Origin of the sequence: Erythrobacter sp. SD-21 (genome assembly GCF_000181515.1) — a bacterium.
GTDB lineage: Bacteria > Pseudomonadota > Alphaproteobacteria > Sphingomonadales > Sphingomonadaceae > Qipengyuania.
Genome location: NZ_ABCG01000006.1, coordinates 96397 through 122939, shown reverse-complemented (window position 1 = coordinate 122939; position 26543 = coordinate 96397). Strand labels below are relative to the sequence as shown.

General features: G+C 63.1%; 26 protein-coding genes and 1 tRNA gene. 8 read left to right on the top strand and 19 right to left on the bottom strand.

The window, feature by feature from the left end:
- Position 1 precedes the first annotated feature (1 nt).
- The 4 genes from ED21_RS11010 to ED21_RS10995 all read left to right on the top strand — a co-directional run bounded on the left by ED21_RS11010 (position 2) and on the right by ED21_RS10995 (position 4341).
- The gene (locus tag ED21_RS11010) at positions 2-760 is read left to right on the top strand and encodes a hypothetical protein (RefSeq protein WP_006833982.1); all 759 of its coding nucleotides are present in this window, start codon (positions 2-4) and stop codon (positions 758-760) included.
- Positions 760-1062 (top strand): polyhydroxyalkanoic acid system family protein, encoded by a 303-nt coding sequence (locus ED21_RS11005; protein WP_006833981.1) that lies wholly within the window; start codon positions 760-762, stop codon positions 1060-1062. Before ED21_RS11010 ends, ED21_RS11005 begins: the two co-directional genes overlap by 1 nt.
- 190 nt (positions 1063-1252) lie before the next feature.
- Complete coding sequence (locus tag ED21_RS14780; RefSeq protein WP_156787444.1) at positions 1253-1777, top strand: biliverdin-producing heme oxygenase; 525 nt, start codon at positions 1253-1255, stop codon at positions 1775-1777.
- A complete protein-coding gene (locus ED21_RS10995; RefSeq protein WP_006833979.1) occupies positions 1774-4341 on the top strand; it encodes an HWE histidine kinase domain-containing protein in 2568 nt (855 codons plus the stop codon). Before ED21_RS14780 ends, ED21_RS10995 begins: the two co-directional genes overlap by 4 nt.
- Here the strand turns inward: ED21_RS10995 and ED21_RS10990 are convergent.
- The 6 genes from ED21_RS10990 to ED21_RS10965 form a co-directional block, all read right to left on the bottom strand.
- Positions 4301-5035, bottom strand: coding sequence for a class I mannose-6-phosphate isomerase (locus ED21_RS10990; protein ID WP_156787443.1), 735 nt, complete (start codon positions 5033-5035; stop codon positions 4301-4303). The genes ED21_RS10995 and ED21_RS10990 overlap by 41 nt on opposite strands.
- 86 nt (positions 5036-5121) lie before the next feature.
- The gene (locus tag ED21_RS10985; RefSeq protein WP_034922348.1) at positions 5122-6162 is read right to left on the bottom strand and encodes a mannose-1-phosphate guanylyltransferase; all 1041 of its coding nucleotides are present in this window, start codon (positions 6160-6162) and stop codon (positions 5122-5124) included.
- A gap of 56 nt (positions 6163-6218) precedes the next feature.
- Positions 6219-6836, bottom strand: a complete 618-nt coding sequence (locus ED21_RS10980) for a TonB family protein (RefSeq protein WP_233995738.1) — start codon at positions 6834-6836, stop codon at positions 6219-6221.
- Between the two features lie 220 nt (positions 6837-7056).
- Entirely contained in the window at positions 7057-9720 is a 2664-nt protein-coding gene (locus ED21_RS10975; protein WP_006833976.1) for a TonB-dependent receptor, read from the bottom strand.
- Between the two features lie 253 nt (positions 9721-9973).
- Positions 9974-10915 (bottom strand): isopenicillin N synthase family oxygenase, encoded by a 942-nt coding sequence (locus ED21_RS10970; RefSeq protein WP_006833975.1) that lies wholly within the window; start codon positions 10913-10915, stop codon positions 9974-9976.
- Between the two features lie 14 nt (positions 10916-10929).
- A complete protein-coding gene (locus ED21_RS10965; protein WP_034922345.1) occupies positions 10930-12273 on the bottom strand; it encodes a NupC/NupG family nucleoside CNT transporter in 1344 nt (447 codons plus the stop codon).
- Between the two features lie 149 nt (positions 12274-12422).
- On the opposite strand from ED21_RS10965, the gene ED21_RS10960 reads away from it, so the two are divergent.
- Positions 12423-13112: a queuosine precursor transporter gene (locus ED21_RS10960; protein WP_006833973.1), complete on the top strand. Its 690-nt coding sequence runs from the start codon at positions 12423-12425 to the stop codon at positions 13110-13112.
- On the opposite strand, the gene ED21_RS10955 is transcribed toward ED21_RS10960, so the two are convergent.
- Genes ED21_RS10955 through ED21_RS10945 form a run of 3 tightly spaced genes read right to left on the bottom strand, consistent with a single transcriptional unit; the run spans position 13109 to position 16073 of the window.
- Entirely contained in the window at positions 13109-13624 is a 516-nt protein-coding gene (locus tag ED21_RS10955) for a DUF421 domain-containing protein (protein ID WP_006833972.1), read from the bottom strand. The genes ED21_RS10960 and ED21_RS10955 overlap by 4 nt on opposite strands.
- Before the next feature lie 47 nt (positions 13625-13671).
- Positions 13672-14661 carry a radical SAM protein gene (locus tag ED21_RS10950; protein WP_006833971.1) on the bottom strand — a complete coding sequence of 330 codons (990 nt, stop codon included), beginning with the start codon at positions 14659-14661 and terminating at the stop codon, positions 13672-13674.
- On the bottom strand, positions 14658-16073 hold the full coding sequence (locus tag ED21_RS10945; protein ID WP_006833970.1) for an NAD(P)/FAD-dependent oxidoreductase: 1416 nt from the start codon (positions 16071-16073) through the stop codon (positions 14658-14660). Before ED21_RS10945 ends, ED21_RS10950 begins: the two co-directional genes overlap by 4 nt.
- Before the next feature lie 106 nt (positions 16074-16179).
- Between ED21_RS10945 and ED21_RS10940 the strand changes: the two genes are divergently transcribed.
- On the top strand, positions 16180-17196 hold the full coding sequence (locus ED21_RS10940; protein WP_006833969.1) for an SDR family oxidoreductase: 1017 nt from the start codon (positions 16180-16182) through the stop codon (positions 17194-17196).
- On the opposite strand, the gene ED21_RS10935 is transcribed toward ED21_RS10940, so the two are convergent.
- From ED21_RS10935 to ED21_RS10905, 7 genes are all read right to left on the bottom strand, one after another.
- Positions 17193-17915, bottom strand: a complete 723-nt coding sequence (locus ED21_RS10935) for a glycosyltransferase (RefSeq protein ID WP_006833968.1) — start codon at positions 17913-17915, stop codon at positions 17193-17195. The genes ED21_RS10940 and ED21_RS10935 overlap by 4 nt on opposite strands.
- Positions 17912-18487, bottom strand: coding sequence for a TIGR04282 family arsenosugar biosynthesis glycosyltransferase (locus ED21_RS10930; protein ID WP_006833967.1), 576 nt, complete (start codon positions 18485-18487; stop codon positions 17912-17914). Before ED21_RS10930 ends, ED21_RS10935 begins: the two co-directional genes overlap by 4 nt.
- A 55-nt stretch (positions 18488-18542) precedes the next feature.
- A tRNA-Lys gene (locus tag ED21_RS10925) sits at positions 18543-18618 on the bottom strand.
- 93 nt (positions 18619-18711) lie between these two features.
- Positions 18712-19185 (bottom strand): 2-amino-4-hydroxy-6-hydroxymethyldihydropteridine diphosphokinase, encoded by a 474-nt coding sequence (gene folK / locus ED21_RS10920; protein WP_034922342.1) that lies wholly within the window; start codon positions 19183-19185, stop codon positions 18712-18714.
- Between the two features lie 40 nt (positions 19186-19225).
- A complete protein-coding gene (aguB, locus tag ED21_RS10915) occupies positions 19226-20089 on the bottom strand; it encodes an N-carbamoylputrescine amidase (protein ID WP_006833965.1) in 864 nt (287 codons plus the stop codon).
- Between the two features lie 12 nt (positions 20090-20101).
- On the bottom strand, positions 20102-20896 hold the full coding sequence (locus tag ED21_RS10910; protein ID WP_006833964.1) for an SIMPL domain-containing protein: 795 nt from the start codon (positions 20894-20896) through the stop codon (positions 20102-20104).
- Between the two features lie 76 nt (positions 20897-20972).
- Positions 20973-21797 (bottom strand): class I SAM-dependent methyltransferase, encoded by an 825-nt coding sequence (locus ED21_RS10905; RefSeq protein WP_006833963.1) that lies wholly within the window; start codon positions 21795-21797, stop codon positions 20973-20975.
- A 104-nt stretch (positions 21798-21901) separates the two neighbouring features.
- On the opposite strand from ED21_RS10905, the gene msrA reads away from it, so the two are divergent.
- A complete protein-coding gene (gene msrA, locus ED21_RS10900; protein WP_006833962.1) occupies positions 21902-22438 on the top strand; it encodes a peptide-methionine (S)-S-oxide reductase MsrA in 537 nt (178 codons plus the stop codon).
- A 55-nt stretch (positions 22439-22493) separates the two neighbouring features.
- Here the strand turns inward: msrA and ED21_RS10895 are convergent, their stop codons facing one another.
- Both ED21_RS10895 and ED21_RS10890 read right to left on the bottom strand, forming a co-directional pair.
- Positions 22494-23360 carry an OmpA family protein gene (locus tag ED21_RS10895; RefSeq protein ID WP_006833961.1) on the bottom strand — a complete coding sequence of 289 codons (867 nt, stop codon included), beginning with the start codon at positions 23358-23360 and terminating at the stop codon, positions 22494-22496.
- Between the two features lie 272 nt (positions 23361-23632).
- Positions 23633-24877 carry an RsmB/NOP family class I SAM-dependent RNA methyltransferase gene (locus tag ED21_RS10890; protein WP_006833960.1) on the bottom strand — a complete coding sequence of 415 codons (1245 nt, stop codon included), beginning with the start codon at positions 24875-24877 and terminating at the stop codon, positions 23633-23635.
- Between the two features lie 51 nt (positions 24878-24928).
- On the opposite strand from ED21_RS10890, the gene ED21_RS10885 reads away from it, so the two are divergent.
- The gene (locus ED21_RS10885) at positions 24929-25111 is read left to right on the top strand and encodes a DUF1674 domain-containing protein (protein WP_006833959.1); all 183 of its coding nucleotides are present in this window, start codon (positions 24929-24931) and stop codon (positions 25109-25111) included.
- On the opposite strand, the gene ED21_RS10880 is transcribed toward ED21_RS10885, so the two are convergent.
- Complete coding sequence (locus ED21_RS10880) at positions 25112-26500, bottom strand: cytochrome P450 (RefSeq protein WP_006833958.1); 1389 nt, start codon at positions 26498-26500, stop codon at positions 25112-25114.
- Positions 26501-26543: the final 43 nt, after the last annotated feature.

The window sequence follows — 26543 nt, the reverse complement described above, 5'->3', positions numbered from 1 at the left end:
CATGGGCGACCTCACCCGCGACAGCGACCGCATCCTGGGCGATGCCGCACGCGTGCGCGACGACAACCGCACCGGCGGTCGCCATCGCCGCGAAGTCTCGATCGGACGCGGTTCGGCGAAGATCAAGAAGGACGTGTGGCTCAAGCGCATCCGCAACATCCTCATTACGCTCTTCGGCATCTGGGTGGCAGGCGGGATCGCCGGGCTGGTCATCGACGGCATCGGCTTTGCCGGTGTCATGGCCGTGCTGGTCGCCAGTGTGGTCGCTGTCGCCGTGCTCAGCAATTATCCCAAGCTCAAGACGCCCAGGCGCGAGAGCCTCAACAAGGGCAATGTGCAGGACATGGTCGGCCGGACTGAGCTCTGGCTCGAAAACCAGCGCCCGGCCCTGCCCGCCCCGGCAGCGGCGATCGTCAGCGATATGGGCGTGCAGCTCGACGCGCTCGGCCTGCAGCTTGAGGGTGTCGACCAGAACCACCCCAAGGCCCGCGAAGTGCGCAGCCTAGTGGGCGAGCAGCTGCCCGAAATGATCGACAGCTACCGCAAGATCCCGGCCCAGCTGCGCACGGAGAAGCGTGGCGGGGCGACGCCCGACGAGCAGCTGACCGACAGTCTCGGCAAGATCAGCGGCGAGATCGATTCGATCACACGCCAGCTTGCCGAAGGGTCGCTCGACGATCTGGCGATCAAGCACCGCTACCTCGATTACAAGTTCGGCGAAGGCGCCGAGACCACCCCGCAACTGGAGCACAAGGACTGATGCGCGTTCCCCTGCAGCACACGCTGGGCAAGGACGAAGTCCGCCGCCGCCTGCACGCGCGCAGCCACGAGATCGGCGACGCGATACCCGGCGGCGTGGCCGAGGTGACGACAAGCTGGCCCGACGAAGACTGCATGGCGCTGGACATCAACGCCATGGGCAATGTGGTTCGCGCGCAGGTGCTGATCGAAGAAACGCAAGTCGTATTCGAAATCGACTTGCCCCCGGCGCTATCCTTCGTCGAGCCCATCATCGCCGGCGCGATCCGGAAAAAGGGTCAGAAACTTCTCGAATCCAAGTAGGCTCGGCGAGCCGCCACAGCTCGGTTTCCATGTCGGAAACGCCTCGCAAGTCGGAACCAAATCCGCTTTCAATCGCTTTGCCCAGCGGAAGAAAAGGGTTCAGATTCCTTTTCCGTAATGCCTCGTTCGTGAATTTCCTTCGCAAGCCGGGTTCGTACTTGAGAGGACGGGGGTCCAGTTGAGAGAAGAGTTGAGGGAAGCGACTGGCGCGATTCACGCCCGGATCGATGCTTCGGTCGGACATATGGTGCTTGCTTCCGATGCCGATTACGCAGCCTTCCTTTCGGCGCAATACGCAGCGCGCTCCCTGACCGAGCGCATGCTGGCGGAAACCCCGCCCATCGATTTGCCCCCTCCCCCGCGGCAAACCGATGTTCTTGCAGAAGACCTGTCCGATCTCGGCGCAAGCGCCCTCCCGGCTTCCTTTGCGTTTACAGTCAATTCCCCTACCGAGTCCCTGGGCGCGGCCTGGGTTCTCGCAGGCTCCTCGATGGGTAATCGTACGCTGCTGGTCCGTCGCCGAAAGGCCGGGCTCGACGGCCCCACGCGGTTCCTTTCGGACCCGCGGATGCCTGCCTATTTCAAGGAATTGCTCACGATCCTGAACGCCCACCACTCCGATAGCACCATACGGGACGCGATTGCGGGTGCACGGAGGACCTTCGTCCTCTTCGAAACCGTTTTCTGCCGCTGCCAACTGGAGCAGGCCGCATGAGCACGCAGATGCACGATGTCGATCTGACCAATTGCGATCGCGAGCCGATCCACCGGCTTGGCCATATCCAGGCCTTCGGAGCGCTGATCGCCGTGAACGCCGACTGGTTTCTCGCCCAACGCTCAGCAAATCTGCAATCCATTCTGGGCACCGAGAGGGAGCCTGAAGTTGGGGTGCGCCTTTCGCAGATCATCGCACCTCGCGGAATGGAGCGCCTGAGAAGTGCGGTGGCAGCCCTAATCGATCCTGACCAGACGGAGCGCCTCTTCGGCGTCGATCTATTGGACGATGGTGGGCTCTTCGACTGCGCGATCCATACATCGGGCCACTACACGATCATCGAGATCGAGCCGCATGAAGAAGGCAAAGTCAATAGACAGATCGGATTGCTGCGTCCGATCGTGGCGCGGCTCGAAAAAATAGGCGAGAGTGATCGCTTGCTCGCGGAAGCGGCCCGCCAGTTACGCCTCTCGCTCGATATCGACCGCGTCATGGTCTATCGCTTCCACAAGGATCTTTCCGGCGAGGTAGTGGCCGAGTCCAAGCGTGATGATCTCGAGAGCTTCCACGGGCTTCGTTATCCCAAGACCGACATCCCGGCACAGGCGCGCGAACTCTACAAGCGCAACCGATTTCGCATCATCAGCGATGTAGAGGAAGCCCCCATCCCCATCGAGCCCGGCGTCAATGCCGAGGGCGAACCGATCGATTTGTCCATGAGCACGCTGCGCGCAGTCTCACCGATCCACATCGAATATCTACACAACATGGGTGTCGGCGCTTCCCTGTCGATCTCTATCATCATCGGCGGCGAGTTGTGGGGCCTGTTTGCCTGCCATCACTACGGCCCGAAGGTCTTGCCCTATTCGCAGCGCACTTCAGCCGAGCTTTTCTCGGAACTGTTCTCGCTCATACTCGAACGTTCGCTTTTCCGAGAGCGCGAGGAACTGCGCGAAAGCGGACGCAAGGTGCACGACCGACTGATGCGCGATATCGCGGCTGGCACGCCCCTGAGCGAAAGCCTTCCGCTCCTCACCCCGGTTATTCAGCAGATCATCCCACATGATGGAGCCAGCGTCTTCATCGATGATGTCTATGACGCGCGCGGGGCAGCCCCGAACGAAGAAGAATTCCGAGCGGTCGCACCGGCTCTCAACGCAGCCGCCACCAGCCGTGTGCTGGCCACGGACTCGCTACAGCAGCGCTTCCCCAAGGCCGACCGCTTCGCTGATCGTGCGGCGGGCGCGCTGGTCATTCCGGTCTCGCGGACACCGCGCGATTATCTCGTTCTTTGGCGGCGCGGCCTTACGCAAACCGTGCTGTGGGCCGGCAATCCGGAAAAGCCGGTCGAATACGGCCCCAATGGTGCACGCCTCACCCCGCGAAAGAGCTTCGAAGCGTGGCAGGAGTCGGTTGAGGGGCGCAGCCCGCCCTGGACCGATGGCGAATTGCAAGTCGCCGATGGGCTGCGCGTCACTTTGCTTGAGATCATCCTGCGCCTGACGGACGAGGCGGTTAAAGAACGCGCCCGCGCCCAGTCACAACAGGAACTGCTGATCGCCGAACTCAACCACAGGGTACGCAATATCCTTAACCTCATCCGCGGATTGATCAGCCAGTCAAAGCGCGAGGCGGGATCGATCGAGGAATTTTCCGACATCATTGGCGGGCGCATTTCCTCACTCGCCATGGCGCATGACAACATCACGAAGACCAACTGGTCGCCAGCGCCCCTCCGCGAACTGATCGAGACCGAAGCGCACGCCTATCTCGACGGCCGAGCGGACAGGCTGAACCTCACCGGTCCCGAAGTCCTGATAACTCCCGAAGCCTACACTGTCTTGGCGCTGGTGATGCATGAGATGATCACCAACTCGGCGAAATACGGTTCGCTTTCTGACAGCACCGGCCAGCTCGAAATTGTGGTCGAGCGAAACAAGGACGGATCGCTCCAGTTATTTTGGCGCGAAAAGGGCGGCCCTCCCGTGAAACCGCCCACGCGGCGCGGCTTCGGCTCTACCATTGTCGAGCGCTCGATTCCCTTCGAACTGGGAGGCGAGACCAAGATCGAATTTAAGCTGTCCGGGGTGGAGGCAGAGTTCTGCGTTCCCGCTCGCCACGTCACTTGGAGCGAGCGAACAACTCCGCAGTCAGATTCGCGCAGCAGGGCTGCAGCCGACACTGCGTTGCTGCCGGGTTCTCTCCCCGAAAGCATTCTGCTCGTCGAGGACAGCATGATTATCGCTCTGGATACGGAGGATAGCCTGCGCGAACTCGGCGTAGGCCGGGTCATGGTCGAAAGTACAGTGGCCGGCGCGCTGGATTCGCTTGAGAAGCACACACCCGATCTCGCAATCCTCGACTATAATCTGGGCAAAGAAAGCAGCGAACGGGTGGCCGAAGAGCTTTCCCGACGCGGGATACTCTTCTGGCTAGCCACTGGTTATGGAGAGATGGCTGACCGGGTCGAGGACATTGGAGGGATGGGCGTTCTCACCAAGCCCTACGGCAAGGCCGAACTGATCAAGATCTTGTCGACTTCAAATCCCGAGGCCGAGGACTAGCTACCAGAAGGCAGCGTTCGGAAAGGTCGAATTCGATTTCATACAGACTGCCAACCCAGGCTGAACCTCCGGCTGCTACGACGATATCCCCGATGCAGCACTGACCAGCCAGCGGTAGGAATTGAACGGCCCCCTCCAGGCGGGCTGCCAAACCATCGCTGGGCTTGCCAATACATTGGGCAAGGAAAAAGTGTGGACCGTCGACCAGCAAGAGTTCGCGCCCGGGGTCGATCCGTGTCCTTAGTTCGGGAGGGTGGGGGCCGGTCAGTATGGACGCCATCGCCTCTTCCAGATGGAGTACCCGCGGCCTGCCATAGTCGTAGAGGCGATAGGTGATATCGGTGTTTTGCTGAATTTCCACCACGGTTAACCCAGGCCCCATAGAATGGACCGTGCCTGCAGGCACATAGATGAAATCGTTGTCGGCCACTTCACGCCACGCCAGCATGTTTTCGATTGAACCGTCGAGCGCAGCCGCGCGAATCATCTCGGCAGAAAACTCTTCGCGGAAGCCCACTGCAAGGCGGGCGCCTTCCTTTGCATCCGTAACAAGCCAACACTCATCCTTACCTGACTGTGCCGGGCTGAAGTCCGCCGTTGGATGCACTTGAACGGAAAGATGCTCTCCGGTGAATAGATACTTTGCCAGAACCGTAGACATCGAAGGAGGTGTATCGAACCAGATCTCTCCCACCGGCTGGCTAGCCTCTGACCCAAAGGATGGAGGCAGATTGCGCCTGCCCCAAGGCTTGGTCAGCCGTTTCCTACCGAGCAGCCCACTCACCTCTCCTGCGCCCCCGGCAGCTCGCCAATATTCTGTGAGTGCTCACGAGTGGTCACGAGCAATTCGCCGTGCGAAACGACGATAACCACGTCTTTCAGGCCGAGGGCTGAGACTCGCAGCCCCTCACTACGCACCAAAACCCCGGAACAATCGACGAGATCTGCGCGGCCCTCGACGACATTGCCATGGGTGTCCCCCTCGGCGAGGGTCATCAAGGCATCCCAATTGCCAATATCCGACCATCCCATATCCGCCGAGACCATGGCGCCCCGTTTGGTATGTTCCATTACCGCATAATCCACGCTTTCGGGATTGATCTGTGCGAAGGGCTGACATGCGGCCAGAAAGGTTGTTCCATCGGCCAAGCCATTTTGATGGGCACGTTCGATCAGATCCATCATCTGAGGTCGTTGAAGTGCCAGCTCCGCGAGGAAATCCGCCGCGCGGAAGACGAAAATGCCCGTGTTCCAAACGAATTTTCCGGATGCGACATAGGACTGGGCGGTTGCGCAATCAGGCTTCTCGACGAAGCGAGCGATGAGGTGACCCGCTTCTTCCCGCGCGCCCCGTTCGATATAGCCATAACCCGTCTCCGGGCGCTCGGGCTCGACTGCCAGACACACCAACCACCCCTTGCGCGCAAGTTTCGCGGCCCGCTCCACTCCGGCACGAAAGGCGCTCTCGTTGGCGATGTGGTGATCGCTCGGGCAGACCAACATAACGGTCTCGGGTGGAAGTGTCAGAGCAGCAAGGGCAATGGCGGGCGCGGTGTTGCGTCCGACCGGCTCGACTATGAGCGAATGATGGCCGCCTTGTCGCTCGACCAATTCGCAATGGTCCTTGCCCGCCACCACGATTGACGGGGCGAAGCGCGACCGATCGGACACCCGCGCGAGCGTTTGCTCGAAAGGGGTTGCGTCCCCCATAATCCGCAGGAACGGTTTAGGACAGCCGGGTCGACTTAGCGGCCAGAGCCGCGTTCCCGAGCCACCGCACAGGATTACCGGCTGTATCGAATCTGGCGAGCGTTCGGGCATGCTGCACTTGTGGCGCGGCGATAGGCGCACAGGCAAGCCCTGTCAGTGCAGAGGGATCAGTTGAAGAAGCGTTGCTGGTAATAGAACGGCGCGGCAACAGGGTTGCCTTGCGTATCGCGCGCCGGATCGAAGCGGATCTGCTCATAGGACAGGCGGCAAACGACCGCGTCGGTTTCCGGGAACGGGCTTGGACGATAGATTGAGCAGGCTGTGACCCTCCCCTGAGGCGAAACCATCAGGCGCACTATGACCGATTGCCCAATCCGCGCCTGGCGGCCGCCCGGCGGGATAGGGAAAGCGCTGACATCGCTGATCGAGCGCGTGAGGACAGGTTTCGTGGCGGCCACTCCGCCCTGCCCGCCGCCGCCGCGCCCGGCCCCGGTCCCCGCGCCGGAACCTGCGGCTCCCGTACCGCCGCCGGCCTGCGTGGCTCCGGAGGTCGTGGCGCTACCCGTGGAGGACGCGCGCGGCACGGGGCGGTCTTCCCTCACTTGACGGCGCGGCGTCGGCGCCGTGACGGGCTGCGGCACAGCCTCTTCGCCCGGATCGCCCTGCGCGCCCTCGTCCGGCTCGGGTTCGACCACGGGCGTTTCCTCTTCGGGAGCGGTCACGGTGACGGGGAAGGCCGAGATGACCGAGCGTTCGACCGTGGCAATCGTTCCGGGCGCCAGCAAACGTGCGAGTGCGTACAGAAAAGCTAAGTGGATAAGCAAAATCAGCGCGATGACCCAAGGGTTGGGTCGCTTCTTCGATGTGCTGAAGTTGGTCGCGTCTTCGGGCATATCGGCACAAACGGGGGAACGGAGTTGCACGTTCCGAACGCTAACCGCGTTCGAAAGAAAAAGGGCGGCCCCGAAGGACCGCCCTTTCCTGTTTGTCGGTCGCTGGTGCGGCTTAGAAGCCGATCACGAGCGAGACGCTGCCGGCGCGCGGTGCACCGATCTGCGCGAAGCCGAAGTCGTCCAGCGAACCACCGAAGTAGCCGATGTAGTACTCATCGAACAGGTTGGTGAGGTTCAGCTGCACCGCAACGTCGCCACCGGTCGGGAATTCACCCAGCAGGATGCGCGCGTCGAGGTCGACTACGGTGTAAGCAGGGACCTTGGCCGGGAAGAAGAATTCGTCGCCATTGGCGAGTTCACCTTCGAGCGGCACGTTCTGGTCATTCACGAAACGCGTACCAGTGCGCTTGGCCTGTGCACCGAGTTCGACGGGACCGAAAGCGATCTGGCCACGAGCACCGAAGGAGTACTGTGGCGTACCCGATTCCGTCTTGCCGCCGGTCGCGAGGTACTGGAGGTCGCCAACTGCGTTACAGCTGTAGAAGTTGTTGTCGACTTCGAACTGGTTGCAGGTGCCGGACAGGACATCGTCCTTAATTTCCGAGTCGTTGTACGAGCCGAAAACGTAGAGCAGCGTGTTGCGGGTCGGGCGCCAAGCGATCGAACCGTCGATGCCGTACTTGTCGACCGTGCCGAGGTTACGGAAGACGCGTGCGCCTTCACCATCGCGAGCGTCCGGATCGAACGCCGAAGCGAGGCGATCCTGATACTGCGTGTAGTAGCCGCCGATCTGGGCCTGGATCGAACCCGACTGGAAACGCAGGCCGACATCGAAGCTGTCGGTGGTTTCCGGGACCGGCTGCGAAGCCGGGTCGTTCGCATCGAGGAAGAGCGAGTCGTACAGCGGATCGGTGCCGGGGACCGAGAGACCCTTGGCGTAGTTCGCGAAGACCGAGACATCGCCCGTTACATCATAGGTGAAGCCGATGTTCGGCAGCAGCTTGTCGTACTTGTAGGTACGCGACTGCGGCGGCGCGAAGTCCTGACCGTTCTCGATCTTTGCCAGTTCGTAGCCGGCGGTGTCGAAGCCCGGGTTCGGACAGTCCACGAAACCGTTGTCCGACGTCGTGTAGCAGTTCTGGTTCAGTTCGCGGGTGAAGAACGGAGCGCGCAGAGCGAGCTTCGCGGTGAGGTCGCCGAAGCGGCCACGGTATTCACCCGAAATCTGGTGCAGGATTGCGTAGGACAGACGGTCACGCTTGTTGACCGGATTGCCGTTCACGTCGAGCAGCGGGTTGTCGATCGCGAACACATCGCTGATCTCGCCGTTGCCGAGCATGTAGGTGATCTGGCCGGTCTGGCGGTGACGCGCGTGGTCGAGCGTGTAGGTCGCACGGACGCGGTGATCCGGGTTGATTTCGTAGATCAGGTTGGTGATCACGCCGTAACGATCGGTCGTCGTCTGGCTCGGATCGTTACCGGCGATTTCGTCGTCGAGATCGCCGTCGCCGTTGAGGTCACGACCGAAGTAGTAACCGCCGTTGAAGGCACCGGTGTAACGACCCGTTTCGATGAAGTTGTCGTTCTCGTCTTCGTATCCGGTAACGAAGAAAGATTCACGCAGATCGTCGGGTCCGCCACCGTTCGCCTTGACGTACTGGTAGCTCGGGTCGACCGTGAGCGTCAGCGCGTCGGTGAGCGAGAACCGCGATGCACCGCGGATGTTCCCCGTGTCCGACGGGTTGAAGCGGCGGTAGAAGGCTGCGCCGCAACCGTTGCGGTCACTGTAATCGACGCTGTCGCCGGGGCTGCCAACGGCGTAGCCGGTTTCTTCGGCCAGCACGCGCGGGTCGACTGCGCAGGGGTATTCGCCCGCACCTTCGTAGACGCTGAAGCGCTGTTCCTTATCGTTGAAGCCCGAAGCGGGCTCGTAGTACGACAGGAGCGTTTCGAGACCTTCCGAGCCAGCGAAGTTGTTGCGGTTCACGTTCCAGTGACCCGAGATCGACACGAAGTCGCCATTGGTGCCAAGGTCCTGCCAGATACGGCCGTTGAACTGCGTCTTGTTGATGCGACCATACGGATTGTAGGGAACGCCATAGGTGGTGTAGCTGACCGACCCGAATGCCTTGGTGCCCATGCCGGTGATGTCACCGGTGTCCACCATCAGGAAGCCGCGGACATACGCGCTGTCTTCCACACCTTCAGCAAGAACATCGCCGTAAGTCATGGTTGCAGTCATGCCGAGCACATCGCCCGGTTCGCGGGTGCGAATATTGATGGTGCCGCCGGTGGCCGAAGCCGTCGGGCTATCGACGTCCGTCGAACCGAGGCTGACGCTGACTTCCTCGAGCACTTCGGGATCGACCATCTGGTTGGTGTAGAGCGCGTAGTTACCCGAATCGTTCAGCGGCAGGCCGTCGAGGGTCTGCGAAACACGGTCGGCGCCGAAGCCGCGGATGGTGAAGCCACCGCCCGACGAACCCCAGGGGTCGTTGTTCTGAAAGCTGACGCCCGGGACCAGGTTGACGATGTCGTTGACCGTCTGGCCGGGACGCTGACGACGGATGATCTCTTCGTTGAGGACCTGCTTCGCCTTGGTGGTGTCGGGAATTTCGACACCACCGACGCCGTTGAAGCGGGCGCCGGTGACGACGATGACTTCTTCGCCTTCGTCTTCGAAGTCGATCGAGCCGGTCGACTGGGCGAAGGCAGGCGACGCTGCCACTGCGGAAAGACCGACCACCGAGGTGGCCAGGAGATACTTGAACTTCATCGGAGAAGACCCCTTCGTCTCTTACGATTGAATATGGATAGCACTTGAGATGCGCAGCCCCGCTAGGCTGGCGATGTTTCGCCAAAGCTATCGTTTTATGACAGAGTCAAGACAACCGGCCGGGCGGTGTGGATGAGACACACCAGAGATTGCGAAAAGCTCTGTTTTTCAGCCATTTACCGCTGTTGCAAAAACCACACAGGCCCCGGAAAAGATTCCGGTTCCTGCGAAAGGTCGTACGCCGAGGCGTGTCTCAGGCGAGATTGATCTCGCGCAGACGCTGCATCAGGTAGTCGTGGCTGGAGATTGGCTCGGGGTGGTCAGTTGGGTTTTTCGGGTCGATGCACGAAGGCAACGTCTCGATCACATAGTCGGGCCTGAAATGCAGGAAGAAGGGCATCGAATAGCGGGCCCGATAGGCCGCTTCCCCATGCGGATTGACCACGCGGTGCTGGGTCGACTTCAGCTTGTGGTTGGTCAGCCGGTCGAGCATGTCGCCGATGTTGACCACCAGCGCGCCTTCGGGCGGCGCCACGGCCTTCCACTCGCCATCGGCGGTCAGCAGTTCGAGACCTGCCTCTTCCGCGCCCAGCAAGAGGGTGATGGTGTTGATGTCGCCATGCGCGGCGGCGCGGATCGCACCTTCCGCTTCCGCGCCTTCGAGCGGCGGATAGCGCAGCAGGCGCATCACCGAATTGCCGTCCTCGATCGTCGCGGCAAAAAATTCGCGCGGCAGGCCGAGATGGATGGCGATCGCCTCCAGCACGCGGCCACCTGCGGTTTCGAAGGCGGAGTAGAGATCGGAGAAAGTCTGCTTGAAGCCGTCGACCTCCTCGGGCCAGACATTGTCCGCCATGTATTGCGCAAGCGGGTGGCCTTCGTCGAGCTCGCGCCCGACGTGCCAGAACTCCTTCAGGTCATGGACCTTGGCGTCTTTGGCCTTCTCGGTGCCGAAGGGCGTGTAGCCGCGCGCGCCGCCGCCGCCGGGGATGTGATAGGCCTTCTTCACATCTTCGGGCAGCGCGAAGAACTCCTTCGACAGGCTCTCTGCCTTGTCGATCAGATCCTGCGGGATGCCGTGATCGCGAATGACGGCAAAGCCGTATTGCTGGAAACTGCGGCCGAGGTCCTCGGCAATGCTCTCGAGCGGCTGTGCCAGCGACACAACCGCAATATCGGTGTTCGAATCGGTCATAGTGGCTGCGCCCTTTAGTACGGAAGGAAGAGTCCTGCCAGCGCGGCACTCATCAGGTTGGCGAGGCTGCCGGCGGCGAGCGCGCGCAGGCCGAGCTTGGCGATTACCGGGCGCTGGTTCGGGGCAAGGCCGCCCGTCACCGCCATCTGGATTGCGATCGAGCTGAAATTGGCAAAGCCGCACAACGCGAAAGTGGCGATCGCCTGGCTGCGCGCGGTCAGCGTGCCCGCCTCCATCGCGCCCAATTCGATAAAGGCCACGAATTCGTTGAGCACGATCTTGGTGCCGAAGAGGCCGCCGGCGAACTGCGCCTGGTTCCAGTCCGCGATGCCGATCATGTACATGACGGGCGCGAAGACATAGCCGAGCAGCTGCTGGAAGGTGACGTCAGGATAGCCGAACCAGCCACCGATGCCGCCAAGGATGCCGTTGGCGAGCGCAACCAGCGCGACGAAGACCATGACCATCGCACCCACGGCAACGGCCAGCTTCACGCCAGTCTGGGTGCCCTGTGCGGCGGCCTCGATCACATTGGCCGGCTTGTGGCCTTCCTCGAAGGTCTCGGCCACCTCGACCTCGTGCGGCTTGCCGCTTTCGGTAAGCGCGGCCGGTCCTTCAGCGCTGATGCGCGTCGTGGGCAGGACGATCTCGTCCTCGGTGCCCGAAAGCTCGGCGGCGTTGCGGGCCAGTTCGCTCTCGTCATCGGGCATGATGATCTTGGCCATCAGGATACCGCCCGGCGCCGACATGAAGGCGGCGGCCAGCAAGAAAGGCACGGCGTCGGACCCGATGAAGCTGGCGTAGGCGGCAAGGATGGTCCCTGCGACGCCCGCCATGCCCACGGCCATGAGAGTGAACAACCGGCTCGGCGTGAGCGCGGCGAGATAGGGGCGCACCACCAGCGGGCTTTCCGACTGGCCGACGAAGATGTTCGCCGCGCTGCCCAGCGCCTCGACCTTGCTGATGCCGGTGATCCAGCCGATCGCGCCGCCGACCCAGCGCACCAGACGCTGCATGATGCCCCAGTGATAAAGGATCGACACGATAGCCGCGAAAAAGACAATCACCGGCAGGGCGGCGATGAGGAAGGTGTTCGTGAAGGGATTGGAGCCCATGGGGCCGAAAATTGCCTCGATACCGACCTTGGAATAGTCGAGCAGCGCGATGACCCCGTTTGACATGCCCTGGATCATATCCACTCCCCACGGCGTGCGCAGGACGAGCAGAGCCATCACGGCCTGCAGGGCGAACGCCGCCCCGACGATGCGCAGCTTGATCCGTTTCTTGCCCGTCGACAGCAGGAAGGCGATAGCCAGGATCGCGAGGATCCCGAGGAGATTGATCACTATAGGTGGCATGCGGACCCCTTCGCAGTGCACTGGGAGCAACAAGGACTAGTTGCGGATGAAATCGGGCGCTACCTTGCGCGGCGGCCCCGATTAGTCAATTTGCGGTCGCACTTCCAGCTTCGGCTATCACCAGTCACGAAGGCACGCCCGTAATCACCATGACCGCACCGGCCAACGAACCCCGCATTCACGCTGCCACGACGCCGCTGGGCCTCTTCGTCTACACCCTCGTCTACGGCGGGATGACGGTGCTGGCCGGCGTGCTGGCCTTCAAGCAGGTGCAGCTTTACCCCACCGACCTCGCGGTCGAGGCGGGCATTTTCGCCTTCCTTCTACTGGTTGTGATCTCCAGCACCATCGCCCAGCTTTACGGAGAGAAGCTGGCCAACCGGATCGTTTGGTGGGGTTTCCTGCCGCTGCTCTTGGCCGCCCTGCTCATGCAACTCGTGCTCAACCTGCCCGCTTCGCCCGAAATGGCCGGTGGCCGTGCAGAGGACCTTGCCGCTTTCGAACGTGTTCACGCCACGATCTGGCGCGTCTGGGCGGCAGGCCCCGCGGCTTATATCGTTTCGCTCCTGCTCAACGTCTGGATCTTCTCGCGTCTTCGCGGGAACGACGAGAACACCGGTACGATCTCGCTCATGATACGCGGCGCGATTGCATCGGCCTTGAGCCAGGCCATCGATTCGGTGATTTTCATCACGCTGGCCTTTTATGGGCAGTTTCCGATCACCAACCTGCTAATCGGGCAGATCCTCGCCAAGGTCGTGCTCAGCATCGTGTTAGTCCCGTTCCTGATCACAGGCGGTGTGGCCTTCGCCAAATGGCTCGATAGCCGCAAGGCCTAAGGCCGGTCGATACCGTCCACGATATCGTCCTCAAGCTTATCGCCATGCAGGACCGATATATCACCGGTGGTTTCCAGCACGACGGCCCGTACCTTGCTCATTTCGAGGACGTTCGCCTCGCGCAGTTTGGCGATGACGTCATCTTTGGCGACGCGTGACGTTCGAAGCGCCTCGTCGATGAATTTTCCTTCCCACATGAGGAAGATCGGCCCGTTCTGTATGGCCTGCTCGAAGCTTTCGGACTGCTGACGCAATTTTGCGATCAGGAGTTGCAGACCGAACAGCGCCGCCAAAGCGCCCAATGCCTGAGCGAAAGCCGTCCATTCGCTGGCTTGTACGGCCCCGGCCAATAGCGAACCCGATGCGATGGTGACGACGAAATCGAAATTCGTCATTTTCGATAGGGATCGAAGGCCGATCAGGCGAATAACCAGAGTTACCCAAGCGATACCGATCAAGGAGAGGACGAGGGTTCGGGCGGCAATATCGAGCCAGGTTTCTTCGAAGAACATACGCCCCCAACCCACACGTGGCAGTGAAGGTCCGGACGTGATCTAGATTAGGCCGAACAACTCGCCCCGCCGAGCACGCAAAAGCGCGCGCAATGAGGGTGGTTGAGAGCCACGTCGCACGACGCCTCGGCCAATGTCTCGCCGAGATTGAAACCGGGATCATAGGGTATGAGCGTGCAGGCGACCACGCGTGGGGCCGCCTCGCCCTTGCGGTGCACGACCATGCGGCTGGTATTGCACATGACGTCGATGGGGGACTTGCCGAGGATGCCCCAGCAGGCGGTGGTGACCTCGGCGATGTCCTTGTCGGCGTCCATTTCGGGGAAGAGGACCAGCCGCGCCGGATCACGCGCGTCGATGGCAATGGCTTCGCTTTCGAACAGCGCCGCGTAGCATTCGCGCGCCTGCGCCTCGCCCTCGCCCGGCAACAGCCGTCCGGCGACCGCAATCGAAAAGCCGTGGTCCGAAAGCCAGCGCAGACCCGCGATGGCCGGCGCCCAGCTGCGCGGCCCGCGCTCGCCCTCGTGCACCTCGCGCGAGTGGTGGTCGAGGCTGACGCGCAGGGTCAGCCGGTCGCCATGTTGTTCGCGCAAGGCGAGCAAAACCTCTTCATGCCGCCGCATCGGCTTCATGGCGTTGGTCAGCACCAGCGCCTCGAAGCCCTGTTCCAGCGTGGCGGTGAGCATGGGCAGCATTTCGGGGTTCATGAAAGGCTCGCCGCCGGTGAACCCGATCTCGCGCGTATCCAGCCCCTTCGCCTCGGCCAGGAAGCGCGCAGCGTGATCGGCCGACAGATAGATCAGCGCGTCGTTGGTCGGACTGCTCTCGATGTAGCAGGTGGCGCAGGCGAGATTGCAGAGTGTGCCGGTGTTCAGCCACAAGGTCTCGAGCCTGGAGAGCGGCACCTGTGCGCGCGCTTCGCCCTTCGCAGTGACCCGCGGGTCGCTGAACTTTTCACGCGGGAGCGGCGCGGCATGGACCGCGAAGGGCGACGGCCCCACCGGAGCCTTGCGCGATTCCGTTCGCGCGCCGCTCATGCGAACTTCCGGCGCATGCGGGCGAGAAATTGCGCCCATTTCTTGGGGATCGGCCCAAAGACCGTCGGCTCCCACGCGCTGAAGGCCGCCGCTTTCGAAATCTCGCTGCGGGTCGGGTAGGCGATGATTGCGGAGCCTAGGGCAAAGGTGCTGCTCTTGCCGGTAATCGATTGCGCGAAGGGCAGCAGCAGCTCGCCGACGTTCTTGCCGACGATGCTCGCGCCGAGCACCTTCTTGCCCTTAAGCACCAGCTTGAGATGCCCCTTGTCGCTGGCTTCGGCGAGCGACCGTTCGTTGTGGTGGAAGGTTTCGGTCACCACGGTCACTTTCTCGCCATGCTTCTGGCGCGCTTCCTTCTCTGTCATGCCGATATGCGCCACTTCGGGCTCGGTATAGGTGACCCAGGGAAGCGCCGACCAATCGACCTTAGTCGGCACGCCCAGCGTGATCTCCAGCGCGACGTTCGAACCTTCATAGCCCGAGACATGCGTCAGGCGCGGTCCCTCGCGGCAATCCCCCACGGCGTAGATGCCCTTGACCGAGGTTCGGCGGCGATCGTCCACCTTGATGCCATTTGCGCCCATTTCGACGCCGATTTCCTCCAGCCCGAAACCCGTGCAATTCGCGCGGCGGCCGGTGGCGATGAGGAGATGCGAGCCCTCAACAGCCTCGCTGCCCACCTGCACGCGGACCACGCCATCGCGAGCCTCCACCCGCTCGGCCCTGCCCGATACGAAGCTCACGCCTTCGCCTTCCAGCACACTGCGGACGACGGCGACGCTGTCCGGATCGTCGCGGCCCATCAGTTCGCCCGGCTCGATCACCGTGATTTCGCTGCCGAGGCGGCGGAAGCCTTGCGCCATTTCCATCCCGATGACCCCGCCGCCGACGATCACGAGATGATCCGGCAGTTCGCCGAGATCGAACAGGTTCTCGTTAGTGAGGTAGGGCACTTCTTCCAGCCCCTTGATCGGCGGGACAGCGGGCTTCGATCCGGTGGCGATGACGATGCGCGGTGCGGTTAGCGTGCGCCAGCCGACCTCGACCGATTGCGGCCCGACCACCTGCGCCCAGTCGCGGAACACCTCGCAGCCCATTTCTTCGAACCGTTCCTCGCTGTCGTGCGGCGCGATGGCGGCAATGGCATCATGGATGTGCTTGTGCACTCCCGTCCATTCGACCCTGGGTGGTTCGAGCGTGACGCCGAACCGGCTCGGTTCGCGCGCTTCGGCGGCGCGCTTGGCCGCGGCGAGCAGCGCCTTAGACGGCACGCATCCGTCGTTGAGGCATTCGCCGCCCATCTTGCGCGCTTCGATCAGCGCGACGTCGAGCCCGAAGAGCGCGCAGCCACCTGCGGCGGTCAGACCGGCAGCACCGCCGCCGATCACGATCACGTCATGAGTGAATTTCATCGCTTGCTCCGTAACCCAATTTACCCGAGATGCGAATGAAACCCGCGAAATCTCTCGCCTTCCTTCGGTTGTCCGGACTGACCGGTTACATTGCATTGGCCATGACATGTTGAAAATTCTCGTGACCGGAGCGGCCGGCCTGCTGGGCGGCGAAGTGTGCGCGCGGCTGGTCGAAGCGGGCCACGCGGTCACCGGCCTTACCCATCGCAATCCCGAAATCCGCGCCAACGACGGGTCGCCTGTTCCCGTCGAAACGCTTCACGGCGATATTTCCTTGCCGCGCTTCGGTTGGGACGAGGATGAGTTTGCCACGATCGCACAAAGCCATGACCTGCTGCTGCATTGCGCGGCCACCGTGCGTTTCGATCTCGCGGAAGACGACTATCATGCGGTGAATGTCGAGGGCGTTCGCCACGCTCTCGCTCTCGCAGCAGCGGGGGGGATGGGTTTCCTCCATGTCTCGACCGCCTATGTCTGCGGCGCCCGCGATGGCGCGATCGCGGAGACCGATCCGCTCCCCGAAGGCGGTTTCGCGAACGGTTACGAGGCGAGCAAGGCGGCAGGAGAGCGCCTGGTCCGCGCAAGCGACTTGCGGTGGGCTATCGCGCGTCCGTCGATCGTGGTGGGCGAGCATCAAAGCGGCGCAATTCGCCAGTTCGACACGACCTATGCGGCCTTCAAACTGATTGCCGAAGGACGCGTGAAGCATATGCCCGCGCGCAGCGGCGCAACGCTCGATTTCGTCCCGCTCGATCATGTCGCGGCGGGACTGGTGGCGATGGCGGAGCGGATCAACGAGGCATCGGGGGGAACCTTCCACCTCCTATCCGGCCAGCCGCTGGCCGTGGAGGCCTTCACGGGGGCTATCGGCGCCTACCCGCAGTTTCACGAGCCCGAACTGGTCGCGCCCGAGGCCTTCGAACCGGCGCAGCTCCCGGCCTTGGAGCGACGGCTCTTCCGGCGGGTGGCAGGGCTCTATGCGAGCTATTTCCAGCGCGACCCGCATTTCGGGGATACGGGTTTTCGCGCGCTTACAGGTCTCGCGTGTCCGCCAACGGGCGACGCCTATATCCGGCGGCTGATCGACTATTGCATCGAATCCGGCTTCCTGCCGCGGGCCTAGCGGATATCGGGATAATGCTCGGCCATGCGGTGCCGGAGGCCGAACGCCCACAGGATGCCCACCTTGAAATAGATCCAGTTCGCCTTGAGCGGACCCCAGGCGGCGATCCTCCGGTCCGATGTATAGACCCGACGCGGGACCATTTTCACCCGCCCGAGCCGGGCAAATTTCACGCAGAGATCGGCTTCTTCCATCACCGCATCGCCCGGGGTGCAGCCTCCGATGGTCAAGAAATCCTTCCGGCGAAAAAACATGGCGTGGTCGCCGAACAGCAAGCGCACGCCGCGGAAGAAGAGATGCGGTCGGGTGATCAGCGGCGCATACCAGGTCTTGGCCCAATTGTGCAGCGTCGTGCCCCAGCGGGTCTTGTCCGCACCGCGGATGACGGGCGTGAAACTGGCAAGGGCAATCGCCTCGTTCGCCAGCGTCTCCTCGATGACGTGGACCATGTCGGGAGGAGGCAGCGTATCGGCATGCACCACGCAGATCGTATCGCCGGCGGCCTCTTCCACACCGCGATTGATCTGCAGCGCCCGCCCCCGCTCTTCTTCGAGCACGCGCCAGCCAGCAGCCCGCGCGATGTCGCGGGTCGCATCGGTGCTGCCGCCGTCGACCAGCAGGATTTCGAGCGGCTGCGGGTCGAGCTTGGCAAAGGCGTCGGCCAGCGCCGGCAGCGCCCGTTCTTCGTCGAGCGTCGGCACGAGCAGGGTGACGCTCATTCGAACTCCGGCCATTGCGCCAGGTCTTCAGCCGTGTCGATATCGGCCAGTTCGGGCAGCACTGCCGGACCGATCCCGTGGCGCACCAGCCGGGCGAGCGTTTCGGAGAGGACCGAGGGCGTGCTCCACGCCATGTCCCCGAAAAGGAAACGCACGGGCTCGCGGAAGCCGATGAGGTAATAGCCGCCGTCATTCGCCGGACCCAGAACGACGCGGCGGTCCTCCAGCGCGCCGGCGGCGGCTTGCAGCAGCGGCGCGGTGATGCCCGGGCAATCGCTTCCGATGAGCAGCGCAGGAGCGCCTACGCGCGCCATTTTCGAGCCGAGGTCGCCCTCGCCCTGATCGACGACGGCGACATCGCTGCCGAACAATTCATGAAAAGCCGCTATCTCCCCGCCGGTCACGCGCAGCTCGAAGTCGAGCCCGCTGCCCCGCGCGACCTCCACCGTCTGCGCCAGCAACCGCGCGTAGAGCCGCGCGGCCCCTTCCTCGCCGAGGGCGGGAATGAGGCGCGTCTTGACCTTGCCCGGCACGGGCAGGCGCGCAAAGATCGAAAGCCTGGGAGAAACCATCGCGCCCCACGATAACGCGCATGACGCGCGGCGAAAGGGGCGATGGCAGAAAAGGTGGTGAGCCGTGCTGGGTTCGAACCAGCGACCTACTGATTAAAAGTCAGTTGCTCTACCGACTGAGCTAACGGCCCGACCACGGGCGCTCACCTAGGGAGGGTCGCGCGAGGGGTCAAGCGTGGTTTGGCTTGCTTTTGTTTGTTCGGCCAATTTAGGTTAAAACACAGTCAGGAAACGCGCGCTGCGATCTGACGCAGGGTGAAACCGGTCACCGGATCGCGCCAGTCGGCCGCGACCTGCGCTGCGGGACCGGCGACGAAATCCCGCTGCCGAAAAAGCGGGTGCGGGATGGTCAGCTCTGGCGACAGCCATGTCCCGCCGCTCCAGAGGATGATGTCGAGATCGAGTGGCCGTCCGCGCCAGCGGCTGCCCTGCCGCCTGCGACCGAAAGCCACTTCGATGGTCTGCAATTCGCGCAGCATGCGCGGCGGGTCCCACGGCGCTTCGACAAGCGCGGCACCATTGGCGTAGAGACGCTGCGAGGGCCCGACGGGCCGGCTGGCACGGGTCCGCGACGCATCGATCACCGCGATTTGCCGCTCCTCCATCCGCGCCAGCGCCGCTGCCAGCACCCGTCGTGGATCTCCGAGGGAAGGCACCCGCATGTTCGACCCGAGGGCGATGACATAACGATGCGTCACGCACTGTCTCCGGGCAGTCGCGGGTGGCTCATCGCGCGGCCTAGATATCCTCGCAGATGCGCCCGTAGAGCTGGGGCCTGCGATCGCGGAAGAAACCCATTCCCGCCCGGTGCTTCGCCGCGCGGTCGAGGTCGAGGGTCCGGACCAGCACGCCGCTGTCGGAGGCTCCGTATTCGCAGGTGAGATCGCCCCATTCGTCGCTGATGAAGCTGTGGCCGTAAAAGCTCTGCTGGCGGTCGGCAGGACCTTCGTGGCCGATGCGGTTGGCCGCGCAGACGGGCATGCAGTTCGACACGGCGTGGCCGATCATCGCGCGGCGCCACATGCGGCTGGTGTCGAGGTCGGCGTCGTAAGGCTCCGAACCGATCGCCGTCGGATAAAACAAAACTTCGGCGCCCTTCAGCGCCATGACCCGCGCGCATTCGGGATACCACTGGTCCCAGCAGATGCCGACGCCGATGCGCGCGCCGAACACGTCCCACACCTTGAAGCCGTCATTGCCAGGACGGAAATAATATTTTTCCTCGTAACCCGGGCCATCGGGAATGTGGCACTTGCGATAGGTGCCCATGATCTGGCCATCGGGACCGATCATGGCGAGCGTGTTGTAATAGTGATGCCCGTCGCGCTCAAAGAAACTGGTCGGGATGGCCACGCCGAGTTTTCCGGCAAGCTCCTGCATGGCGCGCACGCTTGGGTCCTCGGCCAGCGGGCGAGCACGGGCGAAGAGTTCTTCTTCCTCCTCGCGGCAGAAATAGTCGCCGGCGAAGAGTTCGGGCGGCAGGATCACCTGCGCGCCCTTGCGCGCAGCCTCTTCGACGAGCGCGCCCACGGCGGCGATATTGTCGGCCTCGTCAGCCCGCGCGAGGGCGAGTTGCAGGACGGAAACAGTGAGTTCTCTCATGGGAGAGGAGCGTTATTTCTCCTTCAGCGCGAAGTCCACCTGGATATAGACCTGGCTGCGGCTGGTGCCGATCATCATGCCGGGCGATCCGCTTTCGGGTCGCGGGCCGGTCAGGACCGGCGGCGGCGGGGCCACGGGCGGCGGGGCGGCCACCTGGACCGCCATTTCGTTCATCGCTTCGGCGCCGCGCAAATACTGCTGCCCCTGCTGCCCGCCTGCATCGCGGATGTAGAGCACGCGGCTGATTTCCATGCCGGCCGCCTCGGCATAAGCCTCGGCGCGGTTGCGGGCGGCCTCGTAGGCATCGGCATAGGCGATGTTGGCGACTTCTTCCGGGTCGCTCACGGTGAGGCTGGGCCCGGACAGGACATTGGCCCCGGCCTCGGTCACGGCCGAAACGGCAGCGCCCGGGCGGTCCGGATTGTCCATCGTGACTTCGAACACATTGCTCGCCTGATACTGGCCCTTGCGGTCACCCCAGTCGATCCGGCGCACCGAGACGTTCTGCGTCTGGATATAATCTTCCTCGACGCCCAGTTCGCGCAAGGCCGCGACGATTTCCGCGATCTTCTCGGCATTGGCCTCGCTCGCCGCCTTGGCGCTGCGCGAATAGGTCTCGATACCGGCGTTGAACTGCGCGCGATCGGGGCGGCTCTCGGCCTGCCCGCTGGCGCTGACGGAAAGCAGCGTCTCGCCGTAATCGACACCGCGCGCTTCGTCGCTGCGGTCGGCACAGGCGGCCAGCGCCAGCGCCAGCGGCAGCGGCAGCGGCAGCGGCGCGGAAGCAGTCAGGATCAGTTCACGCATGAAAAATCCCCTCGATGTAACACTATTACGTCTAGGGGATTGGCTGCTCGCGAATGAACGCTGGCTGACGAAGTGGTCAGTCGGATTTCTTGAAGAGCAGCGTCATGCGGTCGCTCTCGCCTATCGCTTCGTAGCGCGCGCGATCCTCATCACCGAACTGGAGGACGGGAGGCAGTGTCCACACGCCGCGTTCCCAATTGGCGGGGTCGCGCGGGTTGGCGTTGATCTCGCTTTCGGCGGCCAGCTCGAATCCGGCGGCCTCGAAGATGGCCACTACGTCCTGAGTGCGCATATAGCCGCGCTGGCGGGCGCCGTAATCGTTATAGCTTGCGCCCTCGGGAGCGCGGTGCTGGACCACGCCGACCATTCCATCATCCTTCAGCATCATGCGCGCCGCCTTCAGAACCGTATCGGCTTCATTGCCCATGTTGAGGCCGTGCATCGAGCGGAAGATCAGCACGCGGTCGACGGTGCCGGCGAGCTCCTCGGGCATTTCGTCGATTTCGAAGGCGGCGGCATTGGCGGCGTTCACGCCCGCCATTTCGCCAACGCTCGTGGTGAAACGTTCGGTCCAGCCCTTTGCACGGGCTTCCTGCGCGCGGTCGCGATAGTCCTGCCCGTCGCTGTCGGGCTGGAAGGCGATATAGCGGCCGGCGGGCGAGAGATAGGGCGCCAGCACGCGGGTGTACCAGCCGCCCCCCGGGCCGAATTCGGCCACGGTCATGGTGGGCTCGACACCGAAGAAGTCGAGTGTCTGTTCGGGGTGGCGATACTGGTCGCGTGCGCGGTCGTCATCGCGCAGGTCGGCTGCGAGGACCGCGCCAATGGTCGGCACGTGATCGTCGGCGGCAAGCGGCGATGCCAGGAGGGCGGTCGCGGCGGCGGCAAGCAAAAAGCGCATAGTTCTGTCTCCCCTTGTGAAACGATTGATGCCCTCCTGCCCGTGCGCGCAGGCGATGACAAGCGTGCCTGCGCTTCCTACATGGCGCGGCAAAGGAGAAAAACATGGCTCAGGAACAGGTTATCGTCGCAGGCGGATGCTTCTGGTGCACCGAAGCAGTTATGAAGGATGTGATCGGCGTGACCGGCGTCGAAAGCGGCTATATCGGCGGCGACCAGCCAAATCCGACCTACAAGGAAGTCTGCACCGGCAACACCGGCCATGCCGAGGGCGTGCGCGTCACCTATGATGCGGACCAGATCGGCCTAGAGCAGATTCTCGATGTGTTCATGGGCACGCATGATCCGACCCAATTGAACCGGCAGGGCAACGATGTCGGTACGCAATACCGCAGCGCCATCTTCCCCGCCGAAGACCAGCGCGAAGCCGCCGAGGCCGCCATCGCCCGCTGGAACGAGGAGCACCCCGGCCAGAGCGCGGTGACAACAATCGAGACCGGTGAATGGTATCCGGCGGAAGACTATCACCAGGAATACTGGGAGGGCGAAGGCCAGCGGAACCCCTATTGCCTCGCGGTCATCCCGCCCAAGCTGATGAAGCTGCGGAAGAGCTTCCAGAAGTATCTCAAGGACGACGCCTAACAAAGAAGGGGCGGCCCGCGAAAGGCCGCCCCTTCTTTTTGTTCTTTGGTCAGGCTCAGCCTTCTTCGGTGGCCTTGCTGACGAGGATGTTCACCGAAACGCGGCGGTTCTGCGCCTTGCCTTCGGGAGTGCTGTTGTCTGCAGCCGGATCCGATTCGGACATGCCGGTCGGGGTCAGCATGCGCCAGGGCTGCCAGCCACACTTTTGCTGCAGGTAGTTCACGACGCGGCCTGCACGGCGCTCCGAGAGGACCTGGTTGTAGTCTTCGTTACCATCCGAGTCGGTGTAGCCGACGACAAGCAGGAGAGCGTTGTCCATGGCTTCGGCCTGCGAAGCGATGTCGCAGATCTCGCGCTGGCCTTCCGGCGAGATGTTCCACTTGCCGCTGTCGAAATAGACATTGGTCACGCCGCGGACGTTGTACTGGTCGATGTTCGCCATGCGGCCCTTCAAGGCTTCGGCAGCGGCGGCGTTGGCGTCGATGTCGGCGCGGTGTTCGGCGAACTGCTGCTGAGTCGCACCGCGGATCATCGCAGCGGTTTCCATGTCGCTCGCCTTGAGCTTGACCTGCTTGGCGACGAGACCGCCCTGGAACTGCAGGGTTTCGACTTCGACCGGCAGGCCATTCATCAGCTGGTCGGTGCGCAGCGTCTTGCTGCCGAGGCCGAGGAAGCCGCCGGTGGCCTTAACTTCGGTGCCTTCATCGACGATGATCGTTGTGTTCTGGCCGTTTTCCATCGTGACCTGGATCCTGTCGCCGCTGCGTGCGGTGATGATGCCTTCAACTTCAGGGCCTTCGGTCAGAGCCGAACCGTAAACGTCGATGTCGGTGCTGTCCTGGGCGGCAACCGGGGCTGCGAGCGGAAGGGCCAGGGCGGAAAGCAGGAGGGGGATACCTGCGGTTTTCGTAAATGCAGTCACTTGGGGTACTCCTAGATTATGCGACGCCGGATGGGGGGTATCGGCATCATGTCCGGTCACCCAGGGATGGGTGGTCCGGTTATGGAATGTCTACCTGATAGGCTTAACGTATATGCAGGCCGAAAGAGCCCACGGTCGAACTAACGAGGGCCTAGCTGTTGCCAGCGGCCTTTCACGAAAATGAACGAAGCTTTCAGGCTGGGCCGGCAGGGGGCGGTTCGGGCCGGGGGTGCGACGAGTTGAGCCGCACCCTGCCCTATTTGTGCCGCAAATCAATCCGTGCGGATCGCCCGGACGATGAAGAATCCATCGATTCCCCCGTTTTCGAGCAGCATTCCCGGGTCGGTGCGCAGGGTGCCGTCGTCCGAAGGGTTGATGCCATCGGGCAAATCGTCCTGGGCAATAGGCGCGATTCCGAGGCTGGAGGGTAGTTCCTGCCCCTCGCCTTCTTCGCGTTCGAGTGAGCAGGTCGCGTAGACAAGGACCCCTCCGGGCTTGAGCCATCCGGCGGCGCGGGCGAGCAGCGAGGCCTGGAGTTCCGCCATCTCCTCGATCTGGCGCTGGCCGATCCGGTGGATGACGTCGGGGTGCCGCCGCGCCGTCCCGGTCGCCGTGCAGGGCGCATCGAGCAGGATCGCGTCGAACTGGTGCTTGGGCTCCCACGCGAGCGCGTCGGCGCGCACGGCGGAAGCCTTTAGACCGGTTCGCTTGAGATTCACCTTGAGCAGGTCGAGCCGCCGTTTCGAGATATCGAGCGAGGTGACCTGCCAGCCCTGCGCGGCCAGCTGGAGCGTCTTGCCACCGGGCGCGGCGCACAGGTCGAGGACATGGCGCCCCTCGCCTGCCCCTAGCAGGCGCACGGGCAGAGAGGCGGCGAGGTCCTGCACCCACCACTCACCTTCCGCGAACCCGGGCAGCTTCTCGACATTCTCCCCGCGCGGCAGGCGCAGGTGGCCGGGCGTCAGGCTGTCGGCGGCGAGCCTGGTCTTCCAGATCTCAGTCTGGTCAGGATCCTTCAGCGTGAGGTCGAGCGGCGGCGGTTCGGCGAGGCCCCGCGCGATTGCTTCGGCCCGCTCGCCCCAGCGCTGCGCAACGTCTTCGGGCAGGGTGGGCGATTCAGGGAGCGCAATTTCGCGCTTTGTGAGGGTGGAAAAGACACCATGCGCCAGCCGCCGCGGACCGCCCGCCAGCAGCGGCAGGCAGGTCGCGATCACGGCATGCGGCGGAGTGTCGAGCCGCAGCCACTGGGCCAGCATCATGCGCAGCACCATGCGCGCCTTGGAATCATCCGGCAGCGCTTTCTTCGTCGCGCTGTCAATGCCTCTATCGAGATCGACCAGCCAGCGCAGCACTTCGCTCGTGATGGCGCGGGCGAGCGCCTTGTCCTCGAACTTGCGCACATCCTTCGTCGCTGCGTTGAAAGCGATGTCGAGCGTCTCGCCGCGCCGGAAGACAGCATCGAGCAAACGAAGCGCGGCGCGGCGCGCGTGAATTCCGGGGGGCTGTGCCATTGCCATGCGCCCCTACCCGCACTTGAAACCCTGCGCCAGCCTGCGCATTCTAGAGCCATGACCCATTCGACACGCTCAGGACAGGCAAAACGCGCGACCAAGCGGCCCGAGACATTCGAGAAGCCCGAACACTGGAGCAGCGAACCGCCGCCCAAGCCGCAAAAGGTCGACAACGAGGAAGACCTCAGTCCGACGCGCTATGGCGACTGGGTGAAGGACGGCATCGCGATTGATTTCTAGCTAGATCGCCTTGAGCGAAATCCTCAGGCCGTCGCGCGGCTTGGGGATCGGCCAGGGCTGCCAGTCCGGCTCCTGCACCAGTTCGATGCGATAGCGCGGCAGGAGCTGCGCCATCAGGATCTTCACCTGCATATAAGCAAAGTGCAGGCCAAGGCACATATGCGCGCCGCCGCCGAAGGGCACCCATGCGTATTTGTGCCGCGCCTTCACCTTTTCCGGCGTAAAGTGCATCGGGTCGAAGGCATGGGGGTTGTCCCAATTCTCTTCCTCGTGATGCACGAAATAGGCGTTGATGCCGACATGCGTCCCGGCCGGGATACGATAACCGCCGAACTCGAATTCGCGCAGCGCGCGGCGCGGGGTCGAGGGCACGGGCGGGACCATCCGCAGCGCTTCCTTGAAAGCCATTTCGAGCAGTTCGAGCTTGCCCATGTCGTCATAATCGAGATCGCGCGGGCGCCCGTCCGCGCCGATGCCGCCGGTCACGCTCTCCACTTCCTGCCGCAGCTTTTCCTGCCAGTCGGGATGCTTGGCGAGCAGCCAGATCAGCGAGGTCGCCGAACTGGTGATCGTGTCGTGCGCCGCCATCATCAGGAAGTTCATATGGTCGACCACTTCGTCGACCGGCATGAGGCTGCCGTCCTCATACTCGGCGGTGGCAAACTGGCTGAACATGTCCTGCCCCCCGCCCTCGGCGCGGCGGCGGTGGGTTTCGGCGGTAAAGAAATCGACGAGGAATTTGCGGCCGTCCACGCCGCGCTTCATCTGCGTGAAGGGCAAGGGCTTGCGCACCGGCGCCACCGAGGCCTGCACCATGTCGATAAAGGCGGTGTTGATCTTGTCCGCTTCCGGCCCCCATTCGATCCCGATGAAGCTGTCCGCGGCCAAATCGAGCGTTAGCGTCTTGATCGCAGGGTAGAACTGCATCGGACCTTCGCCCCAATCCTCCACCTTCTGCGCGATGCCGCGGTTGAGACTGCCAGAATAATGGCGCATCGGGCCCGGCTTGAAGGCGATCGACAGCGCGCGCCGATCGGCACGGTGATGGTCGAAATCCATCAGCATCAGCCCGCGCGGGAACAGCTGGTCGAGGATCGGGCCCCAGCCCTGCTCGGAGGAGAAGTTCTTGTTCCGGTCGAACAGCAGCAGCTCGTTCGCATCGGCCCCGATCAGGCCGACGTTCCAGCCGCCGAACGCCTTGTTCTTGTACACCCGGCCATAAATTTCAACCATGCGCCGCGTGAAGGCGTGCGGGTCCTTCAGCATCTTCAAGGTGTTGCCGACCAAGGGCCAGCCGCCTTCGCCCGGGATGTGGGCGAGATCGACTGCTGAGGGGGCACCCTCAGTCCAGTGGGTGGGGATCGGGTCGTGTGCTGCGAGAGTTGCCATGGGCCGACTATGCCAAGGCAAGAGTTAAGTAGCAATTAGCAAT

Bases quoted from the DNA above. Each gene is read 5' to 3' on its own strand.
- ED21_RS10930 (WP_006833967.1), bottom strand. From the start codon at position 18,487: ATGGTTTCTCCCAGGCTTTCGATCTTTGCGCGCCTGCCCGTGCCGGGC.
- ED21_RS10880 (WP_006833958.1), bottom strand. From the start codon at position 26,500: ATGGCAACTCTCGCAGCACACGACCCGATCCCCACCCACTGGACTGAG.
- ED21_RS10995 (WP_006833979.1), top strand. From the start codon at position 1,774: ATGAGCACGCAGATGCACGATGTCGATCTGACCAATTGCGATCGCGAG.
- ED21_RS10910 (WP_006833964.1), bottom strand. From the start codon at position 20,896: ATGCGTGAACTGATCCTGACTGCTTCCGCGCCGCTGCCGCTGCCGCTG.
- ED21_RS11010 (WP_006833982.1), top strand. From the start codon at position 2: ATGGGCGACCTCACCCGCGACAGCGACCGCATCCTGGGCGATGCCGCA.
- ED21_RS11005 (WP_006833981.1), top strand. From the start codon at position 760: ATGCGCGTTCCCCTGCAGCACACGCTGGGCAAGGACGAAGTCCGCCGC.
- ED21_RS10955 (WP_006833972.1), bottom strand. From the start codon at position 13,624: ATGTTCTTCGAAGAAACCTGGCTCGATATTGCCGCCCGAACCCTCGTC.
- ED21_RS10975 (WP_006833976.1), bottom strand. From the start codon at position 9,720: ATGAAGTTCAAGTATCTCCTGGCCACCTCGGTGGTCGGTCTTTCCGCA.
- aguB (WP_006833965.1), bottom strand. From the start codon at position 20,089: ATGAGAGAACTCACTGTTTCCGTCCTGCAACTCGCCCTCGCGCGGGCT.
- ED21_RS10985 (WP_034922348.1), bottom strand. From the start codon at position 6,162: ATGCCCGAACGCTCGCCAGATTCGATACAGCCGGTAATCCTGTGCGGT.
- ED21_RS10940 (WP_006833969.1), top strand. From the start codon at position 16,180: ATGTTGAAAATTCTCGTGACCGGAGCGGCCGGCCTGCTGGGCGGCGAA.
- ED21_RS10960 (WP_006833973.1), top strand. From the start codon at position 12,423: ATGACCGCACCGGCCAACGAACCCCGCATTCACGCTGCCACGACGCCG.
- ED21_RS10950 (WP_006833971.1), bottom strand. From the start codon at position 14,661: ATGAGCGGCGCGCGAACGGAATCGCGCAAGGCTCCGGTGGGGCCGTCG.
- ED21_RS10965 (WP_034922345.1), bottom strand. From the start codon at position 12,273: ATGCCACCTATAGTGATCAATCTCCTCGGGATCCTCGCGATCCTGGCT.
- ED21_RS10970 (WP_006833975.1), bottom strand. From the start codon at position 10,915: ATGACCGATTCGAACACCGATATTGCGGTTGTGTCGCTGGCACAGCCG.
- ED21_RS10905 (WP_006833963.1), bottom strand. From the start codon at position 21,797: ATGCGCTTTTTGCTTGCCGCCGCCGCGACCGCCCTCCTGGCATCGCCG.
- ED21_RS10890 (WP_006833960.1), bottom strand. From the start codon at position 24,877: ATGGCAATGGCACAGCCCCCCGGAATTCACGCGCGCCGCGCCGCGCTT.
- ED21_RS10935 (WP_006833968.1), bottom strand. From the start codon at position 17,915: ATGAGCGTCACCCTGCTCGTGCCGACGCTCGACGAAGAACGGGCGCTG.
- ED21_RS10945 (WP_006833970.1), bottom strand. From the start codon at position 16,073: ATGAAATTCACTCATGACGTGATCGTGATCGGCGGCGGTGCTGCCGGT.
- msrA (WP_006833962.1), top strand. From the start codon at position 21,902: ATGGCTCAGGAACAGGTTATCGTCGCAGGCGGATGCTTCTGGTGCACC.
- ED21_RS10885 (WP_006833959.1), top strand. From the start codon at position 24,929: ATGACCCATTCGACACGCTCAGGACAGGCAAAACGCGCGACCAAGCGG.